The 18063-nt window shown below is 72.0% G+C and carries 9 protein-coding genes and 1 pseudogene; 7 read left to right on the forward strand and 3 right to left on the reverse strand.

What is annotated here, in order from left to right:
• Nucleotides 1-72: 72 nt before the first annotated feature.
• A complete protein-coding gene (locus HCK00_RS01245) occupies nucleotides 73-1104 on the forward strand; it encodes an alanine racemase (protein ID WP_168099824.1) in 1032 nt (343 codons plus the stop codon).
• A 96-nt stretch (nucleotides 1105-1200) separates the two neighbouring features.
• Here HCK00_RS01245 and HCK00_RS01250 read toward each other — a convergent pair whose 3' ends face one another.
• Complete coding sequence (locus HCK00_RS01250; RefSeq protein WP_168099825.1) at nucleotides 1201-2700, reverse strand: glycosyltransferase family 87 protein; 1500 nt, start codon at nucleotides 2698-2700, stop codon at nucleotides 1201-1203.
• 132 nt (nucleotides 2701-2832) lie between these two features.
• Nucleotides 2833-5478: a transglycosylase domain-containing protein gene (locus HCK00_RS01255; protein WP_168099826.1), complete on the reverse strand. Its 2646-nt coding sequence runs from the start codon at nucleotides 5476-5478 to the stop codon at nucleotides 2833-2835.
• 460 nt (nucleotides 5479-5938) lie between these two features.
• On the opposite strand from HCK00_RS01255, the pseudogene HCK00_RS01260 reads away from it, so the two are divergent.
• From HCK00_RS01260 to HCK00_RS01275, 3 genes and pseudogenes are all read left to right on the forward strand, one after another.
• A pseudogene (locus tag HCK00_RS01260) lies at nucleotides 5939-6523 on the forward strand (PadR family transcriptional regulator); the annotation flags it as partial.
• A gap of 406 nt (nucleotides 6524-6929) precedes the next feature.
• Entirely contained in the window at nucleotides 6930-8012 is a 1083-nt protein-coding gene (locus HCK00_RS01270; RefSeq protein WP_168099827.1) for an inositol-3-phosphate synthase, read from the forward strand.
• 171 nt (nucleotides 8013-8183) lie between these two features.
• Nucleotides 8184-9515, forward strand: coding sequence for an MFS transporter (locus tag HCK00_RS01275; RefSeq protein WP_168099828.1), 1332 nt, complete (start codon nucleotides 8184-8186; stop codon nucleotides 9513-9515).
• A 182-nt stretch (nucleotides 9516-9697) separates the two neighbouring features.
• On the opposite strand, the gene HCK00_RS01280 is transcribed toward HCK00_RS01275, so the two are convergent.
• Nucleotides 9698-11215 (reverse strand): CCA tRNA nucleotidyltransferase, encoded by a 1518-nt coding sequence (locus tag HCK00_RS01280; RefSeq protein ID WP_168099829.1) that lies wholly within the window; start codon nucleotides 11213-11215, stop codon nucleotides 9698-9700.
• Nucleotides 11216-11377: 162 nt separating this feature from the next.
• Here HCK00_RS01280 and HCK00_RS01285 point away from each other — a divergent pair, with 162 nt between their 5' ends.
• The 3 genes from HCK00_RS01285 (at nucleotide 11378) to HCK00_RS01295 (ending at nucleotide 18033) form a co-directional block, all read left to right on the forward strand.
• Nucleotides 11378-13948 (forward strand): DUF6049 family protein, encoded by a 2571-nt coding sequence (locus HCK00_RS01285; RefSeq protein ID WP_375781893.1) that lies wholly within the window; start codon nucleotides 11378-11380, stop codon nucleotides 13946-13948.
• 46 nt (nucleotides 13949-13994) lie between these two features.
• Entirely contained in the window at nucleotides 13995-16163 is a 2169-nt protein-coding gene (gene murJ, locus HCK00_RS01290; protein WP_168099830.1) for a murein biosynthesis integral membrane protein MurJ, read from the forward strand.
• A gap of 109 nt (nucleotides 16164-16272) precedes the next feature.
• Nucleotides 16273-18033, forward strand: coding sequence for a protein kinase family protein (locus HCK00_RS01295; protein WP_168099831.1), 1761 nt, complete (start codon nucleotides 16273-16275; stop codon nucleotides 18031-18033).
• The last annotated feature ends 30 nt before the right edge of the window (nucleotides 18034-18063 follow it).

The raw sequence follows: 18063 nt of genomic DNA on the forward strand, positions 1-18063 counted from the left end.
CCCCGTCCGGCCCCGTCCGGCCCCTTCCGCACCACCGCCCTACCGCAGATCCAGAGAGGTTCCCGACCGGCCATGGCGCTCACCCTCTACGTCGACACCGCTCGCTGGCGGGCGCATCAGCAGTCCGTCGTCCAGCAGTTCCCGGGCCTCGTCCCGGTCTGCAAGGGCAACGGCTACGGCTTCGGCCACGAGCGGCTGGCCGAGGAGGTGACCCGCCTCCGCTCGGACATGCTGGCCGTGGGCACCACCTACGAGGCCGCCCGCATCAAGGACTGGTTCAGCGGTGATCTGCTGGTCCTCACCCCCTTCCGGCTGGGCGAGGAGCCGGTGCCGCTGCCGGACCGCGCGGTGCGGTCGGTGTCCTCCGTGGACGGCGTCCGCGGCCTGGTGGGGGCCCGGGTCGTGATCGAGCTGATGAGCACCATGCGGCGGCACGGGGTGTCCGAGGAGGACCTCCCCAAGCTGCACGCCGCCATCGAGGACATCCGGCTGGAGGGTTTCGCCCTCCATCTCCCGCTGGACCGCACGGACGGCTCCGACGCGGTCGAGGAGGTCATCGCCTGGATGGACCGGCTGCGCACCGCGCGGCTGCCGCTCCACACCATGTTCGTCAGCCACCTGGGCGCCGCCGAACTGAGCGTGCTCCAGCAGCAGTTCCCGCAGACCCGCTTCCGCGCCCGGATCGGCACCCGGCTGTGGCTGGGCGACCACGACGCGACGGAGTACCGCGGGTCGGTGCTGGACGTCACCCGCGTCGTCAAGGGGGACCGCTTCGGCTACCGGCAGCAGAAGGCGAGCGCCGACGGGCATCTGGTGGTCGTCGCGGGCGGCACCTCGCACGGGGTGGGCCTGGAGTCCCCCAAGGCGCTCCACGGCGTCATGCCGCGCGCCAAGGGCGTCGCCCGCGCGGGGCTGGCCACCGTCAACCGGAACCTCTCGCCGTTCGTGTGGGCCGGCAAGCAGCGCTGGTTCGCCGAGCCGCCGCACATGCAGGTCTCCATCCTCTTCGTCCCCTCGGAGGTGGCGCCGCCCCAGGTGGGCGACGAACTCGTGGCCCACCTCCGGCACACCACGACCCAGTTCGACCGGCTCGTCGACCGCTGAACGGCCTCTGAAGGGCCGCTGAAGGGCCGCTGAGCGCCCCTGGCGGCCCCGGCAGGGGGCCGGGCCGCCTCCGGTCCGTACGGCGGGCGGCCCGCGTCACCGTGCCGGCAGGGCCCCGTCCGGGCCCGCCGGCCCTTCCGGGTCCACGCCCCACCGGAGCCGCTGCCCACCCGCCGGCAGCGGCTCCTCCGCGTGGGCGCGGCGCGCGGGCCGGCGGAGGGTGAAGGCGTCCGGCACCCCGTCCAGCACGCCGCCCGACGGGTCGTCCGAGCCGTCCCGGCGCACGGGGTCGCGCTCGGGGCGCAGGACGTCGCGGACGACCACGGCGCAGAGGTACAGGGTGCCGAGCAGATGGACCAGGACAGCCGCCTGGTACCCCTCGGTGGGCAGGCCCTTGTGGGCGTCGCCGCTGGAGGTGTAGGCGAGGTACATCCAGATCCCGAGGAAGTAGGCCACCTCGCAGGTCTGCCAGATCAGGAAGTCCCGCCAGCGGGGCCGGGCCAGCGCGGCGAGCGGCACCAGCCACAGCACGTACTGCGGCGAGTAGACCTTGTTGAGCAGGATGAACGCGGCGACGACGAGGAAGACGAGCTGCGCCAGGCGCGGGCGCCGGGGCGCCCGCAGCGCCAGCACGGCGACGGCGGCGAAGGCCAGCAGGGTCAGCGCGGTGGCCCAGGTGTTGGCGCCCTCCAGGGGGTCGCCCGTCCGCTGCGAGATGATCAGCCAGATCGAGCCGAAGTCCACCGGGCGTTCCTGGCTGAAGGTGTAGAACTTCCGCCACCCCTCCGGAGCGAGCGCCATCACCGGGGCGTTCACCACCAGCCAGGCGGCCGCCGCCCCGGCGAGCGCGCCGCCGAACGCGCGCAGCCGCCCCGCGCGCAGGCACAGCAGGAAGATCGGCCCCAGCAGCAGCACGGGATAGAGCTTGGCGGCGGTGGCGAGACCGATGAGGACCCCGGCGGCGAGCGGGCGGCCCCGGGACCACATGAGGAGCGCCACGGCGGTGAGGGCGACCGCCAGCAGGTCCCAGTTGATGGTCGCGGTGAGGGCGAAGGCGGGCGCCAGGGCGACGAGCAGGGCGTCCCAGGGACGCCGCCGGTGGGTGCGGGCCACCGCCACGGCGATGACGGCGGCGCAGGCCATGAGCATGCCCGCGTTGACGAGCCAGTAGATCTGCTCGCGGTGCTGGATCGTGCCGCCGTGCGGGGTGAGCCAGGAGGCGACCTCCATGAACACCCCGGTCAGGACCGGGTACTCGAGGTACTCCATGTCGCCGGGCAGCCGGTCGAAGTAGGGCACCAGATCGGCGGCGAAGCCGCGCGCGTTGTACAGGTGCGGGATGTCGGAGTAGCAGGCGTGGGTGTACTGGCTGCTGGCGCCGTGGAACCAGGCCCCGTTGTAGCAGGGCAGCTTCTGCACCATGCCCAGGGCGAACATCCCCAGGGCGACGAGGGAGACGATCCGCACCGGGCTCCACCAGCCGGCGCCGGGCCTCGCCCGCCGGCCCGCGGGGCCGCCGATCACCTCGCTGGCGGCGGCCGCCACCTCGTCCTGGCGGGTGGGCGGTACGGGCCGGTCGTCGCGCACGCTCGTCATGGGCCCATCCTGCCGTACGGGGCCGGACACGTACGGAGCCGGACACGGCGGTGCCCCCGCCCGGAGGGGCGGGGGCACCGTGGCCGCGGGGCGGGGCCGGTTCACGGCCGGCCCGGCGTCCGGTCCTGCCGGCTACCCGTCGGATCCGTCCTGGCCGCCCAGCCAGCCACCGCCGTTCCCGTTGCCGCCGGCCGGAGGGCCGCCCGTGGTGGGCGGCGGATCGGAGGTCCCGCCGTCGGCTCCGCCGTTCTCACCGCCGCCGTTCTCACCGCCGCCGGAGGGCTCGTCCTCGTCACAGCGGGGGTCGAACACGCCGCAGGTCGAGGACGGCGTCCCGGAGGGTGACGGGGTCGTCGGCGGGGCCGAGCTCGGCGGCTCGCTCGACTCCGTCTCCGTCGGGGTGGGCGTCGGGGTCGGGGTCGGGGTCGGCGAGGCGCCGTCGCCGTAGACCTTCTCGCCGATCGGGCCCGGCTTCGGGAACTGCTTGACCGGCTCGCCCTTCATCGCCTGGCTCATGTAGCTCGCCCAGATCTCCGCGGGGAAGGAGGCACCGTGGATGCTCTGCTGGCCACCGGTGCCGTACATCTCCAGGAACTTCTGCTTCTTGGCGCCGGAGTCCACCCGGAACATCCCGATGGCGGTGGAGAGCTGCGGGGTGTAGCCGGCGAACCAGGCGGACTTGTTGCCGTCCGTGGTACCCGTCTTGCCCGCCACCGGCCGGCCGTCGGGCAGCTGCGCCGAGGTGCCAGTGCCCTTGTCCACCACGTTCTTGAGCACGTCGGTGACGTTGTTGGCGACGTTGGTCTCCATGCCCTGGCTCTTCTTGGCCTTGTGCGTGAAGATGGCCCGCCCCTCCTTCTCCACCTTCTTCACCGACCACGGGGTGATCTGCTGCCCCTCGGCCGCGAAGGTGGCGTACGAGCCGGCGAGGCGGATCGCGCTGGGGGTCGAGGTGCCGAGCGAGAAGGAGGGCACGGTCGAGGCGAGCTGGTCGTCGGTGAGGCCGGAGTCGATCGCCGTCTCCTTCACCTTGTCGGTGCCGACGTCCACGCCGAGCTGGATGAACGGCGTGTTCACGGAGTGCTGCATCGCCAGCCGGAGGTCGACCTCGCCGTAGTCCTTGTCACCGTCGTTCCGCTGGTGCCACTCCTTGTCCTCCTTGTCGAGCCAGGTGGAGCCGTCGTAGTTGAGCAGCTTCACCTTGTTGTCGCCGTTGTAGACGCTCTTCGGGGAGGCGATGGTGCGCTGTTCGAGTGACTGCTCCGGGGGCCCCTCCGGGTCCCGGACGCCGTAGGTCATGGCCGCGCCCAGCACGAACGGCTTGAAGGTCGAGCCGACGGGGACACCGGTGTAGTCGGCGTTGTTGGTGAAGTGCCGGGTGGCGTCCTCACCGCCGTAGATGGCGACGAGCCGGCCGGTCCGCGGGTCGACGGAGGCTCCGCCGAACTGGACGAACTTGTCCTCCTCGCGCTCCTTCGGCTTGATGTTGGCCTTCGAGACCTTCTGCACGGCCTTCTCCAGCTGCCGCATCTTCTTCTTGTCGAAGGAGGTGTGGATCTCGTAGCCGCCCGTGTCCAGCTGTGCCCGGGTGATGTTGCTGTTGGCCACGATGAAGTTGTCGGCGAGGTTCGTGAGGTACCCGATCTGTCCGGCCTTGTTGGTGGCCGGCTTCGGGTCCTGCGGCATCGGGAAGCCCTCGGCGAGGTACTTGGCCCGCTCGGCGGCCTTCATCCGGCCGGTCTCGACCTCCCGCTTGAGCGTCCAGGACCAGCGGTTCTCGGCCCGCTGGAGGTTCTTCGCCTGGGTGGCCGCGGCGCCGACGCCGCCGGCCGGGTCGTAGAGGTTGGGCCCGTTGAGGGCGGAGGAGAGGAAGGCCGCCTCGCTGGCGGTGAGCTCCGAGCAGTCCTTGCCGTAGTACGCGCGGGACGCCGCCTGGATGCCGTAGGCGCCACGGCCGTAGTAGGCACTGTTCAGGTACCCGGCGAGGATCTTGTCCTTGTCCTCGGTGGCGCCGACCTTCACCGAGATGAAGAGTTCCTTCACCTTGCGGCTGATGGTCTGCTCCTGGGTGAGCATCGCGTTCTTGACGTACTGCTGCGTGATGGTGGAGCCACTCTGGGTGGAGCCGCCCTTGGCCATGTTGAAGACGGCGCGGGCGATACCCATCGGGTCCACACCCGGGTCGTCCTCGAAGGAGGCGTTCTCCGCGGCGATGACCGCGTCCCGCATGGACTTGGGGATCTTGTCGAAGGCGACGATCTGGCGGTTGTACTCGCCGGCGCCGGCGACGACCATCTGGTCCCCGTTGGCCCAGTAGTAGACGTTCTTCTGGACGTTCGCGTCACTCTTGATCTCGGGGACTTCGACCACGGCGAGGGCCACGCCGGTGGCCGCCACCATCAGCCCGAAGAAGCCCACGAAGAGCGCGGCGATCTGCTTCCAGGACGGAATCCAGCGCCGGGCCCCGTAGCGGTCCGAGCGCGGGTAGTCGACCAGGCGCTTCTTCCCCGGGGTGGCGGCCGCACGGCGTCCCCGCCCCTCGGCGCCCGCCCCGGGCGCGGCGGAGGCGGCCGCAGCCCGGCGGCGGCCACCGCGCTGCGCGGCCCGCCGGGCCTCGGCGCGCCCTCCGTAGGGGCGCTCCTCCCCGGGCGGTGCGGTGCCGGAATCGGTGGCGCCGTCCCGCGGCGCGGCACGGCGGCCTGACGACTGCGCCCCGCGTCGGGCCGCTCCACGTCCACCACTTGCGGACTGCGGTGGCTTGCGACGGTGCTCGCTCATCGAACAGTTACTCCTCGGGCAGGCGGTATCGCCTGAAGGCGGCAGTGTGTTTCCGGTCCCCCCGATGCACGGACCGGCGGCCGCCCCGGAGGGGAGCCGGTCCGCACTGCACCCAGGACGGGGACGCTCCGCCGCGTTCCGTGGTTCCCGGTGGTCTGCATGGCGCACAGACTACGCAGGGCCAAAACCTGCCGGGACGACCCTTTCTTCGCGAAGCGGTCAAGTTGCCGTTGACAAAACTCTGATGTGACGCCGTTCACCCCATCCCCTCTTGTCGCATCCGTGGGGCCGTTCTATCGTCGTGATGTATCGAATCGATACATCGATTGGGCATACCGAGTCCTCCGGTGGGCACTGGAGGACTCGGAACCCCTCCGGGCCGACCCGGCCCCATCCGGAACAGCGGACCCATCCGGAACAACAGGACAGCGCGGCACGGACGGCAGAGGAAGGACCGGTCATGGGCAGACGCTCCGGCGTCCTCGAGTTCGCCGTCCTCGGCCTGCTCCGCGAGTCCCCCATGCACGGCTATGAGCTGCGTAAACGCCTGAACACCTCGCTGGGGGTGTTCCGCGCGTTCAGCTACGGCAGCCTCTATCCCTGCCTCAAGACGCTCGTCCGGCAGGGCTGGTTGATCGAGGAGGCCGGCAGCGCGCCCGAGGACGCGCTCGCGGCCACCCTGGCCGGCCGGCGCGCCAAGATCGTCTACCGGCTCACCGCCGACGGCAAGGAGCACTTCGAGGAGCTCCTCGCCCACTCCGGACCGGACGCCTGGGAGGACGAGCACTTCGGGGTCCGCTTCGCCTTCTTCGGGCAGACCTCCCGGGACGTCCGGATGCGGGTGCTGGAGGGCCGGCGGAGCCGGCTCGAGGAGCGGCTGGAGAAGATGCGTGCCTCCCTCGCCCGCACCCGCGAGCGCCTGGACGACTACACCCTGGAACTCCAGCGGCACGGCATGGAGTCCGTGGAGCGCGAGGTCCGCTGGCTCAACGAGCTCATCGAGAGCGAGCGGTCCGGACGCGACCGGCGCCGTCCGCAGGACGGGCCGGGGGCCGGCGAGGGTGACGGCGGGGAAAACCACCGCACCGCCGCGGGGCACGCGGAGGCTCCGCCGGGCCCGGTGGAGGGCTCCGGCCGCGGACCGGCCCCGGCGCGTGGCGAAGCCGCGGAGCCCGGAGCCCACGGAGAGCCCGGAGCGCGTGGAGAGCCCGGAGAACCCGGAGCGCGTCGAGCGCACGGGGCCCCTGGAGGGCCGCCGGCACCCGGGGCGGATGCGGGGGCGGAGCGCGCGCTGCCGCCGCGGACCCGGCCGCCATGGCACGACTCATCACAGAACACGGGCGGCCTGCCCCGGCACCGGGGTGGTTCCCGGCCGGATCCGTCCGACGACACCACCATCTGAGGTCCGCATTCGGCAGGGCCTCGTCGAACAAACAAGGGGAGCAACCGGAATGGGTTCGGTTCGTGTAGCCATCGTCGGTGTGGGCAACTGCGCCGCGTCACTGGTTCAGGGCGTCGAGTACTACAAGGACGCCGACCCGGACAGCCGTGTCCCGGGCCTGATGCACGTGCAGTTCGGCGACTACCACGTCTCCGACGTGGAGTTCGTGGCGGCCTTCGACGTGGACGCCAAGAAGGTCGGCCTGGACCTCGCGGACGCCATCGGTGCCAGCGAGAACAACACCATCAAGATCACCGATGTCCCCTCCACCGGAGTCGCCGTGCAGCGCGGCCACACCCTGGACGGGCTCGGCAAGTACTACCTCGAGACCATCGAGGAGTCCTCCGAGGCGCCGGTGGACGTCGTCCAGGTCCTCAAGGACCGGCAGGTGGACGTTCTGGTCTGCTACCTGCCGGTGGGCTCCGAGGAGGCCGCCAAGTACTACGCGCAGTGCGCGGTGGACGCGAAGGTCGCCTTCGTCAACGCGCTCCCGGTCTTCATCGCCGGTACCAAGGAGTGGGCGGACAAGTTCGCCGAGGCGGGTGTCCCGATCGTCGGTGACGACATCAAGTCCCAGGTCGGAGCCACCATCACCCACCGGGTCATGGCGAAGCTCTTCGAGGACCGGGGCGTCGTCCTCGACCGCACCATGCAGCTGAACGTCGGCGGCAACATGGACTTCAAGAACATGCTGGAGCGGGAGCGGCTGGAGTCCAAGAAGATCTCCAAGACGCAGGCCGTCACCTCCCAGATCCGCGACCGCGACCTGGGCGCGGACAACGTCCACATCGGCCCCTCCGACTACGTCGCCTGGCTGGACGACCGCAAGTGGGCGTACGTGCGGCTGGAGGGCCGGGCGTTCGGTGACGTCCCGCTCAACCTGGAGTACAAGCTGGAGGTCTGGGACTCCCCGAACTCCGCCGGTGTCATCATCGACGCCCTGCGGGCCGCGAAGATCGCCAAGGACCGGGGCATCGGTGGCCCGATCCTCTCGGCGTCCTCGTACTTCATGAAGTCCCCGCCGGTGCAGTACTTCGACGACGAGGCGCGGGAGAACGTCGAGAAGTTCATCCAGGGCGAGATCGAGCGCTGAGTACCCGGCGGCGCGGCCGGTGGCCCCGGCGGCCGGTCGCGCCCTCGCGTGAGAGCTCTTCCCAGGGTCCCCCACGGGTTTTGGGGGCTCCCGCGGGATCGTGACAGGCCCCGGGCATGCCCGGGGCCTGTCACGATCCCGCGCCACCGAGATTCTGTGAGGCTGTGCGGCATGGTCGTTGCGCGAGAGCTGTGGGCACTGCTGCGGTTCCGCGGCTTCCGGCGCCTGCTGACCGTCCGGCTGCTCTCCCAGTCCGCCGACGGCATCTACCAGGTCGCGCTCGCCGCCTATGTCGTGTTCTCCCCCGAGCGGCAGACCTCGGCGGCGGCCATCGCCTCCGCGATGGCCGTGCTGCTCCTGCCCTACTCCCTCGTCGGCCCGTTCGCCGGGGTCCTGCTGGACCGCTGGCGCCGCCGCCAGGTGCTGCTCGGCGGCAACCTGCTGCGGGCCGTTCTGGCGGCCGGCACCGCCGTACTGATCACCGCCGGCGTACCCGACTGGATGTTCTACCTCTCCGCGCTGTCGGTGACGGCCGTGAACCGCTTCGTCCTGGCCTGCCTCTCCGCCGCCCTGCCCCATGTGGTCGCGGAGAAGCGGCAGTTGGTGACCGCCAACGCCATCTCCCCGACGGCCGGGACCATTGCCGCGACCGCCGGGGCAGGACTGGTCTTCGCGCTGCACCTGACCGGCTGGGAGTCCGATGCGGGGACGGTACTCCTGGGCGCCCTCGTCTATCTGGGCGCGGGACTCGCCGCCCTCGGGCTCGGACGGGACCAGCTGGGACCGGAGACGCTGGCACGGCTCCGGATGCGCGCGGCGGTCACCGACACCGTCCACGGCCTGCTGGACGGACTGGCCCACCTCACCCGGCGCCGGACGGCTGCCCGGGCTCTCACCGCCATGACCCTGATGCGTTTCTGCTACGGGGCGCTGACCGTGATGGTGCTGATGCTCTGCCGCTACGCCTGGACCGACGGCGCAGGCCCGGGGGAGGCGGGCGGAGGAGACACGGCCGGCGCCACCACCGCCGGATTCCCGCTGCTCGGTCTCGCGGTGGCGCTCTCCGGAGCCGGATTCCTCGTCGCGGCCCTGCTGACCCCCTGGGGAGCCCGCCGCCTGGGGAACCGCAACTGGATCGCGCTGGCCGCGCTGGTGGCCGCCGTCCTGGAACCGGCACTGGGGCTCACCTTCACACCGGTCCCCGTACTGACGGCCGCCTTCCTCCTGGGCCTCACCACACAGGCGGCGAAGATCGCCACCGACACGATCGTCCAGTCGGCGGTGGACGACACCTTCCGGGGCCGCGTCTTCTCCCTCTACGACATGCTCTTCAACGCCGCCTTCGTCGCGGCGGCGGCCCTCGCCGCACTGGTCCTGCCGCCGGACGGGCGCTCAACCGTGCTGGTCGCCCTCGTGGCCGTCCTGTACGCCGCGACAGCTCTCCTCGCGCGGGAACCCCACGGGGCCGCCCGGCAGCCGCGACGGCGCCCGGCGGAAAGCTGAGAGTGGGCCGGGGGTGTGTGTTTCACGTGAAACACACACCCCCGGCCCACTCTCCCCCATCCACCGGCAGGGCTTCACGGCCCGCACGCACACTTCACGGTCAGGGTTTCACGTGAAACATCGGCGCCCTCTTCCGCGGTTCACGGCCGGGCCCACCCCGCCACCACGCACCCGGCCCGATGTCACGCCTGAGCGTTCTGGGCGGCCCACCACTCCTTGAGCGCCGCCACAGCGGCGTCGCGCTCCATCGGGCCGTGTTCCAGCCTCAGCTCCAGGAGGTGGGCGTACGCGCGGCCCACCACCGGCCCCGGGGGCACGTCCAGAATCTCCATGATGGCGTTGCCGTCCAGGTCGGGGCGGATCGCGTCCAGCTCCTCCTGCTGCTGGAGCTGCGCGATTCGCGCCTCCAGCCCGTCGTAGGCCCGGGAGAGCGCGTTCGCCTTCCGCTTGTTCCGGGTGGTGCAGTCGGAACGGGTCAGCTTGTGCAGCCGCTCCAGCAGCGGTCCGGCGTCCCGTACATAACGGCGGACCGCCGAGTCGGTCCACTCGCCCGTGCCGTAACCGTGGAAGCGCAGATGCAGTTCGACCAGGCGCGAGACGTCCTTGATCAGGTCGGTCGGATACTTGAGCTTCACCATCCGCGCCTTGGTCATCTTGGCGCCGACCACTTCGTGGTGGTGGAAGGAGACCCGCCCGTCCTTCTCGAAACGCCGGGTACGCGGCTTCCCGATGTCGTGCAGCAGGGCCGCCAGGCGCAGCACCAGATCGGGTCCGTCATCCTCCAGATCGATGGCCTGTTCCAGCACGGTCAGGGAGTGCTCGTAGACATCCTTGTGGCGGTGGTGCTCGTCCCGCTCCAGCCGGAGGGCGGGCAGCTCGGGCAGCACATGGTCGGCCAGTCCGGTCTCCACCAGCAGGGTGAGGCCCTTCCGCGGGCGGTCACCGAGGATCAGCTTGCTGAGTTCGTCCCGGGTCCGCTCGGCGGAGACGATCTCGATTCGGCCGGCCATCGCCGTCATCGCGGCCACCACCTCGGGGGCGACCTCGAAATCCAGCTGTGCGGCGAACCGGGCGGCGCGCATCATCCGCAGCGGGTCGTCGGAGAACGACTGCTCCGGCGTCCCCGGGGTCCGCAGAATCCGGGCCGCGAGATCGTCCAGACCGTGGTGCGGGTCGATGAACTCCTTCTGCGGCAGCGCCACCGCCATCGCGTTCACGGTGAAGTCGCGGCGGACCAGGTCCTCCTCGATCACGTCCCCGTAGGACACCTCCGGTTTCCGTGAGGTGCGGTCGTACGCCTCGGAACGGTAGGTGGTCACCTCGATCTGGAAGTCGCCCTTGCGGCACCCGATCGTCCCGAAGGCGATGCCGACCTCCCAGACCGCGTCCGCCCACCCCCGGACGAGGGAGAGGATCTCCTGCGGGCGCGCGTCCGTGGTGAAGTCCAGGTCCTGGCCCAGCCTTCCGAGCAGCGCGTCCCGGACCGACCCTCCCACCAGTGCGAGCGTGTGGCCGGCCCGCTGGAACCGGAGCGCCAGGTCGTCGGCGACGGGGGACACCCGCAGCAACTCGCCCACCGCACGCCGCTGGGCCTGGTTCAGCGCCTCGCCCGGCAGGGTCTGCCCGGTCTGCTGAAACCGCGGGTTCTGCGGGGTCGGAGGGGTCTGCGGTTCGGGGGTGTCATTCTTCGCGTTCGGCACGGCAGACCAGGGTACGGCCCCCGCGGGCCGCGGCGTCCCCGGTACCGTCCCGGGCCGGCGCCCGGCCGCACCGGGCCACCCCGGCACGTCGCAGCCGCGCACCTCGTTACCATGCGGGGACGCATTTCCGACGACCACCGATGACGAGGGACGGGCGAGCGCGTGGCCGAGGTGGCACCAGACCGGGGAACGACTCTCCCGCCCGCCCGCCGGTGGTGGCGGCGGACCGCCGTGGTACTGGCGGGCCTGCCGCTGCTGGGCGGTCTGGCGCAGTTCCCGTCGGCCCCCGGAGCCCAGGCCGCGCCCGTGTCCTCCGCCCCCGGTTCGCGGACGGTGGAGGTCTCGATCGACTCCCTGACCCCGGTCTCCCCCACGGACGACGACACGATCACCGTGACCGGGCAGATCCGCAACAAGGGGAAGTCCGCCATCAGCGACGCCGAGGTGGCGTTCCGTACCCCCGGCACCCCGCTGAGCAGCCGCGGGGCCGTCGACATCGTCGCGAACCGCACCGGCTTCTCCGCCGCCGAGGACGGCGCCGAGGCCACGGGGGAGAAGGCGGGGCTCGGCACCGTGCCCGCCGGGGCCGCCCGCGAATTCACCCTCTCCGTCCCCGCCGAGGACCTCGGATTCGACGAGGCGGGCGTCTACCAGCTCGGCGTCGCGGTGAACGGCCGCACCCCGGGCCGGTACGACCAGGTGCTCGGCATCGAGCGCACCTTCCTTCCCTGGCAGCCGAAGGAAGCCGGGCGGCCGGTACAGGTCAGCTACCTCTGGCCGCTGATCTCCACCCCGCACCTGACCGCTCGCACCGCCTCCGACCAGGAGCAGACCCCGCGGTTCCGGGACGACTCCCTCGCCACCGAGCTCCGTCCCGGCGGCCGGCTCCAGCAACTGGTCGAGCTCGGCAAGGACTCCCCGGTGACCTGGGTCGTCGACCCCGATCTGCTGGTCGGTGTCGAGACGATGACCGGGGCGTACGAGGTGGAACGTCCGGACGGAACCGTCGTCAAGGGTGAGGGGCAGGCCGTCGCCACCCGGTGGATGAGCGACTTCCTGGAGGCCGTCGAGGGCCGGGAGATGATCACGCTCCCGTTCGCCGACCCCGACCTCGCCTCGCTGGCCCACCACGGCAGGAAGGTCTCCGGATCGATCGGTCACCTCAGGACCGCGACCGACCTCGCCGCCAGGACCGTGGAGACCATCGTCGGCCGGAAGCCGCGCACGGACTTCGCCTGGCCGGTGAACGGCGCCCTCGACACCTCGATCGTCGACGTGGCCACCTCGGCGGGTGCCCGGAACGTCATCACCCGCAGCGACAGCCTGCGCGGCGGCGGCGACCCGCCTTACACGCCCAGCGCCGTCCGGCCGATCGGCGGCGGCGTCACGGCCCTGGCGGCGGACGCCCGCCTCTCGAAGGCCTTCCAGAGCGACATGACCGGCGCCGAGGACTCCACCCTCGCCGTCCAGGAGTTCCTCGCCCACACCCTGATGATCAACCGGGAGGCGCCCGGCCGGGAGCGCAGCGTTCTCGTGGCCCCGCAGCGGATGCCCACCGCCGCCCAGGCGCGGTCGATGGCCGAGGCCCTGGAAGGGCTGGAGTCCGGGCGCTGGGCGCGCGTACAGGACGTCCAGCAGGCGATGCGCGCCGAGCCCGATCGGCAGGCCGCCACGCGCGTACCCGGGGCCCGCTCGTACCCGGCGGCGCTGCGCAAGAAGGAGCTGCCCACCACGGCCTTCGAGGACATCCGGCGCACCCAGAACGGGCTCGACGACTTCCAGGTGATCCTCTCCCAGCCCGACCGCGTCATCACCCCCTTCGGCAACGCCATCCTGCGCGAGATGTCCACCTCCTGGCGCGGTGAGCCGAAGGCCGCCCAGGGGTTCCGCGACTCCGTGGAGACCTATCTGGCCGACCTCTCGCAGGAGGTACGGCTCATCGAGAAGTCACAGAAGAGGCTGACGCTGTCCGGCCGCAGCGGGACGATCCCCGTGACGGTGCAGAACAACCTCCTCCAAGGGGTCGAGGGCCTCAAACTCGTCCTCCGCTCCAGCTCTCCCCACCGGCTCGACCCCGGGGAGCCGCAGGAGGTGAAGATCGGCGGCGGCCACAGCCAGACGGTGAAGTTCGACACCACGGCCAACGCCAACGGCCTCGTCTGGGTGGAGGCGCAGCTCTACACCCACGACGGCCGCCCCTACGGCGCGCCCATGTCCTTCCGTGTGAACGTCACCGAGATCACCTCCACGGTCATGCTCGTCATCGCGGGCGGGGTGCTGCTGCTGGTCCTGGCCGGCATCCGGATGTACACCCAGCGCAAGCGGGCGGTGGCGCGGTCGGCCGGGGGCCCGGGGGACGGTCCCGCCGGGGCGACGGACACGGACGGCGAGCCGTCGCCCGGCCCGGACGGCGACCACGGCGCGGACGCCGGTTCCGGTTCCGCCCCCGCCGGCGAGGACGGTGCGGGGAACGGGTCCGCAGAGCCCGCCGGAGACGGGGCGGGCCCGGAGCCCGCCGAGGACCGGGGCACCACGTCCGGGCCCGCCGAGGAGCCCGGTGCCGACGTCGGCACCGGCGCCCCGCAGGAGACCGGGACGGCACCGGACACCGGCCGGACGCAGCCCGCCACGGACGGCTCCGCGCCGCCCTCCCGGGACGAATCAGGTACGACCGGGCAGGACGGCCCCGGACGGCGCGGCGCCGCCGACGCGGGTGAGAAAGTGGAGCGTTGAGCGAGATCGAGGCCGGTCCGGCCCGGGACGACGAGGTGGGGAAGCGATGAACGCGCCGTACGACGGTGACCGGGGCTGGGAACCGGGCGGTGATCCGGCCCGCCAGGCACCGCCACCCGCGCCCGGACCGCACGGCCGCGCCGGCGAACGGGACCCGTGGCCGGTGACCGGCCCCGGGGAGCGCACTCCCCGCCACCGGGAACCCGCGTCCCCCACCGCGTCCGCCCCCTCCCCGTGGGCCCCCGCGCCCGAACCGGAGCGCGAACCGGAAGGGCAGCCGGGCGAGCGGCCGGGCGGCCGGGCCGAAGGCGGGGAGGCCGGCCAGGATGCTTTCGAGCACCTCTTCCGGGACCAGCGGCAGCCCTACAGCCCCCAGCCCTCATCACAGCCCTCCCAGCCGCCCCGGCGCCCTCAGGGGCCGCCACACCACCCCCAGGCCCACGGCACGCCCCCTCCCGCCCCGCCGACGTCCCCGCCGACCGGCGCTCCGACCGGGGCCCCGGCCGCCGCCCCCGGCCCCGAGCTCCCGGCGGACCCCGGGCCGGCGCCGGAGTCCGCCCCGGCGAAGAAGCCCGCCGGCCGGGCGTCGAGCGTCCTCAAGTCCAGCGCCGTGATGGCGGCGGGCACCCTGGTCTCCCGGATCACCGGCTTCCTCCGCACCCTGGTGATGGCCGCCGCCATCGGTGTCGGCACGCTCAACGACGCCTACCAGGTCGCCAACACCCTGCCGACGATGATCTACATCCTCGTCGGCGGCGGAGCGCTCAACGCCGTCTTCATCCCGCAGCTCGTCCGGGCCATGAAGAACGACGACGACGGCGGTGAGGGCTACGCGAACCGTCTGCTCACGCTGGTGATCGTCCTGCTCGCGGGCATGACGACGGTCTGTGTGCTGGCGGCCCCGCTGCTCATCAGGATGATGTCGGCGAAGTGGGCCTCCGACCCGGCGCAGATGGATGTCGCCGTGGCGTTCGCCCGCTACTGCCTGCCCACCATGTTCTTCATGGGCGTCCACGTCGTCCTCGGGCAGATCCTCAACAGCCGCGGCCGCTTCGGGGCGATGATGTGGACCCCGGTCCTCAACAACGTGGTCATCATCGCCACCTTCGGCGGCTTCATCTGGGCCTTCGGCGGCTTCACGGCCACCGGGATGACCGCGGGGACCATCACCCCGGAGGGCGTGCGGCTGCTCGGCATCGGCACCCTGCTCGGTCTGACGGTGCAGGCCCTGGCGATGCTCCCCTACCTCCGCGCCGCGGGCTTCCACTTCCGCCCCCGGTTCGACTGGCGCGGGCACGGCCTCGGCAAGGCCGCCCGGCTCGCCAAGTGGACCTTCTTCTTCGTCCTCGCCAATCAGCTCGGCATGATCGTCGTCACCCAGCTCGCCACCTGGGCCGGTTCGGTCGCCGAGAACGAGGGCCACACCGGCACCGGCATCACCGCCTACAACTACGCGCTGCTGCTCTGGCAGATGCCGCAGGCCATCATCACGGTCTCGGTGATGACCGCGGTGCTCCCCCGGATCTCCCGCGCGGCGGCGGACGGGGACCCCGGGGCCGTCCGGGACGACCTCTCCTACGGGATGCGCACCTCCGCCGTGGCCATCGTGCCGTGCGCCTTCGCCTTCCTGGCGCTCGGCATCCCCATGGCGACGCTGCTCTACTCGGCGGCGGGTGAGTCCGGCGCCCGCAACATCGGCTTCACCCTGATGGCCTTCGGGCTGGGCCTCATCCCGTACTCGGTGCAGTACGTGGTGCTCCGGGGCTTCTACGCGTACGAGGACACCCGGACCCCGTTCTACAACACGGTGATCGTGGCCGCCGTCAACGCCGTCGCGGCCGGCACCTGCTTCCTGCTGCTGCCCGCCCGGTGGGCCGTGGTGGGCATGGCCGCTTCCTACGGGTTGGCCTACGCCGTCGGGGTAGGCGTTGCGTGGAAGAGGCTGAGCGTACGGCTCGGCGGCGATCTCGACGGCCGCCGGGTCATGCGCACCTACGCCCGGCTGGCCGGGGCGGGAATCCCCGCCGCGCTCGCGGGCGGAGCGGCGAGCTACGGCATCACCCAGGCCCTCGGGCCCGGTGGGCTCGCCTCGCTCGCGGCGCTGGTCGCGGGCGGCATCGTCCTGCTGGCGGTGTTCGTCCTGGCGGCGAAGCGCATGCGGATCGAGGAGATGACCGCCATGGTCGGAATGGTCCGCGGCCGTCTCGGCCGCTGATCGAGCACAACCCTGGTCCGGAACCGTAAGTCGTGCAGAGGGACGGACTGTGGGCACAATTGCTTAGCTGTGGTGACGGCGCGCAACGGATGGGGAGGCAGGAACGACGGTGGCGGAACGGAGTACGGCTGCCGTCGGCGTGGCAGACAACAGCGGTGAGGACCCGCTGACCGCCCAGGCGGTAACTGCCCACGCCGACGGGGTGAAAGCCCAGGACACGACCCGCACTGCGGACGCTCGGACCGCCCGCATCGACCTCGACATCCCGGACACGGCCAGACCGCGGCCCAGGGCGGTGGCCGAGGTCTCCGCGCCCGAACTGCACAGCGGACACAAGCTCGCCGCCCGCTACCGGCTGGAGGAGTGCCTCACCCGGCTGGACGGCTTCAGCAGCTGGCGCGCGGTGGACGAGAAGCTGCGGCGCGCCGTGGGCGTCCACGTGCTGCCCGCCGACCACCCGCGGGCCCGCCCCGTGCTCGCCGCCGCACGCTCCGCCGCGCTGCTGGGCGACCCGCGGTTCGTCCAGGTACTCGACGCCGTCGAGGAGAACGACCTGGTCTACGTCGTCCACGAATGGCTGCCGGACGCCTCCGAACTCACCAGCGTCCTCACCGCCGGCCCCCTGGAACCGTATGACGCCTACCAGGTGGTGCTCCAGGTCTCCCAGGCCATGGCGGCCGCCCACCGGGAGGGGCTGGCGCATCTGCGGCTCACCCCGAGCTGCGTACTGCGCACCGAGTCCGGCCAGTACCGCATCCGCGGTCTGGCCGTGCTGGCCGCGCTGCGGGGGATCACCTCCGAGCATCCCCAGCGCACCGACACCGAGGCCATCGGCGCCCTCCTGTACGCCTCCCTCACCCAGCGCTGGCCCTACGAGGGCGACGCCTACGGCATGTCGGGGCTGCCCCGGGGAATCGGCCTGATCGCTCCCGACCAGGTGCGTGCCGGGGTGCACCGCGGTCTCTCGGAGATCGCGATGCGGGCCCTCTGCCACGACGACCCGGCGCCGCGGCAGGAACAGCCCTGCACCACCCCCGAGGAGCTCTGCAAGGCCGTCACCGCGCTGCCGCGGATCCGGCCGCCGGAGCCCTCGTTCGCCACTCCGGCCTTCCACCAGCCGACCGCCTACCAGCCCGCCGCCGGTTACCCGGGCGGCCCCCGGGCCGGCACACCCGCGGCGGGGCAGCCCTTGCCCGCGCCGCCTCCACCGCCGCTGCACAGCCGTACCGGCAAGGCGCTGAAGTGGACGGTCTCCTCGCTTCTGATCGCCGCGCTCGGACTCGGCAGCTGGCAGGTCGCGGACACCCTCATCAACCGGGAGCAGCACCGGGCGGGCGAGTCCGACCAGGCCCAGGGCGGCGGGGACGAGCCCAAGGCCCCGAGCAAGGGGAAGGCGGTGCCGCTCAAGATCGCGGATGCCACCGAGTTCGCGCCGCTCGGGGCACCCGTGGCCGCCGACAAGGTCCCCAACGCCGTGGACGGGGACTCGGACACCGCCTGGATCACCCCGCACTACAAGGGCTACGCGAAGTTCGGCAACCTCGCCAACCGCAAGGAGGGCAGCGGGCTCATCGTCGACCTCGGCAGCGTGCAGAACGTCAGCGGGGTGAACGCGGAGATGTACCGCGGCGGCCAGACGGTCCAGGTGCTCGCCGCCCCGGAATCGTCCACCTCCCTCTCGTCGCCTTCGTCGCTCGCCGACTTCTCCCAGCGTCTCAGCAAGCTGCGGAAGGTGGGGGACACGTTGAAGATCAACACCGACGAGCCCGTCCGGACCCGCTATGTACTGATCCACATCACCGAGCTACCGCCCGAGGGATCGGGGAACCAGTACCGCGGCGGCATTTCCGAGATCACTGTGACAGGCTGAGCCGGAGGCGAGCCTCGGCCTGACGGGAGG

This window comes from Streptomyces zingiberis, assembly GCF_012034935.1.
GTDB lineage: Bacteria > Actinomycetota > Actinomycetes > Streptomycetales > Streptomycetaceae > Streptomyces > Streptomyces zingiberis.

Excerpts from the sequence above, each read along its gene's own strand:
- murJ (WP_168099830.1), top strand. The coding sequence starts at position 13,995 with ATGAACGCGCCGTACGACGGTGACCGGGGCTGGGAACCGGGCGGTGAT.
- HCK00_RS01275 (WP_168099828.1), top strand. The coding sequence starts at position 8,184 with ATGGTCGTTGCGCGAGAGCTGTGGGCACTGCTGCGGTTCCGCGGCTTC.
- HCK00_RS01270 (WP_168099827.1), top strand. The coding sequence starts at position 6,930 with ATGGGTTCGGTTCGTGTAGCCATCGTCGGTGTGGGCAACTGCGCCGCG.
- HCK00_RS01250 (WP_168099825.1), bottom strand. The coding sequence starts at position 2,700 with ATGACGAGCGTGCGCGACGACCGGCCCGTACCGCCCACCCGCCAGGAC.
- HCK00_RS01245 (WP_168099824.1), top strand. The coding sequence starts at position 73 with ATGGCGCTCACCCTCTACGTCGACACCGCTCGCTGGCGGGCGCATCAG.
- HCK00_RS01255 (WP_168099826.1), bottom strand. The coding sequence starts at position 5,478 with ATGAGCGAGCACCGTCGCAAGCCACCGCAGTCCGCAAGTGGTGGACGT.